The organism is Mesotoga sp. HF07.pep.5.2.highcov, from assembly GCF_003666285.1.
GTDB lineage: Bacteria > Thermotogota > Thermotogae > Petrotogales > Kosmotogaceae > Mesotoga > Mesotoga prima.
Window position 1 is genome coordinate 1 of record NZ_JFHJ01000637.1, and the last position, 1,236, is coordinate 1,236.

Genomic DNA, 1,236 nt, shown 5'->3' on the forward strand with positions numbered 1-1,236 from the left:
GAGCTTCAGGCCATTGGCGCTGGTGCTGTTAATCAAGCTGTGAAGGCAGTTGCCATCGCTTCTAGATTCCTCAGAGAACAGGGTACGAAAGTGTACATGGTCCCTGGATTTGTGGAGATTCAGATTGGTGAAGAGATGAGAACGGGGATCACCATTAAGATTGTTTCGGAGAAAGACGAAATCAAATAATAGGGGTTCGGAAATCTATGAAAGTGGGGAGAGGTCATTGATCTCTTTCTTTTTTGTTTTGAGAGTCTCGAATAATCGAAATCAGATTTGACAAGGAGGTTGCATATGATCACTGTAAGTGACATGTTAGACATAGCTCTGAGAATTGAGAGTGTCGGTTATAGTTATTATCAGAAACTCAGTGAGAAAACTTCGGGCGAAGTGAAATCGTTGTTTGTGAAACTTGCCACGGAGGAAAGGGAGCATGCGGCAATATTCAGAGAGATGTTGAAAGAAGCTGAAAATTCACCGACTGCTCAAGATTGGGAAGATAATGTTGGTTATTTGAAGTCCTATGCAGAGATATCTATATTTCCACGAATTGAATCGATTGATGTTCCAAACAACATTAACAAAGCAATCAGCAGTGCGATGGAAGTAGAAAAGGACAGCATAATATTCTATTCAGAACTTTCTTTTTTCATACCTGACTGCAAGGAACTGAAGGATATTATCGAGGAGGAACGAAGACATCTTCATGATCTAGTGAAGTTGTACGGTTCCATATAACTGACGAGATGTTTCAAGATTCGAGTGGTCGTCAGTGATATTGCTTAATTTCGATTTTCTGTTCTTTATAAGGCGATTCCGTTGATTAAAGTCGTGTTATGTTTTTTCTCCGTTTTTTCCGCTCAGCGACTGGCTGAGTAATCTATACGAAAAGATTTACTGAATGAAACAATTGGGCATCTGAGGAGAAATCTGTGTTCTTTGTGATAGAATGATCTTTGGATGAATTTTTGGGAGAGTGAGCTATATGTGCCTGGCTTTGTATGAAGAGTGGAAGATCTGTCTTTTTAATCGACACAGAGCTCTTTTTTCCCTCCGTAAAAGCCCTTTGTCTTCTTTCCGCACAGTTCAAAGGGTGATGATCAAAATCGCAAAAGCCATAGATTCTTCAGTTAGACCTCACGAGATATCGTGAGGTTTTTTTTTGCTTCGTGGACAAATTTAAATCTTGAGGAGGGATTTTGTGAGCAGTGAGAATTCAGCTTACCAGGAGGTAAG

At 40.1% G+C, this 1,236-nt stretch carries 2 protein-coding genes; both read left to right on the forward strand.

What is annotated here, in order from left to right; genetic code table 11:
• On the forward strand, positions 1 to 189 hold a 189-nt coding region (locus BG32_RS13650), incomplete at its 5' end, for a stage V sporulation protein S (RefSeq protein ID WP_121526989.1).
• 105 nt (positions 190 to 294) lie between these two features.
• Positions 295 to 738: a ferritin family protein gene (locus BG32_RS13655; RefSeq protein WP_006492096.1), complete on the forward strand. Its 444-nt coding sequence runs from the start codon at positions 295 to 297 to the stop codon at positions 736 to 738.
• The last annotated feature ends 498 nt before the right edge of the window (positions 739 to 1,236 follow it).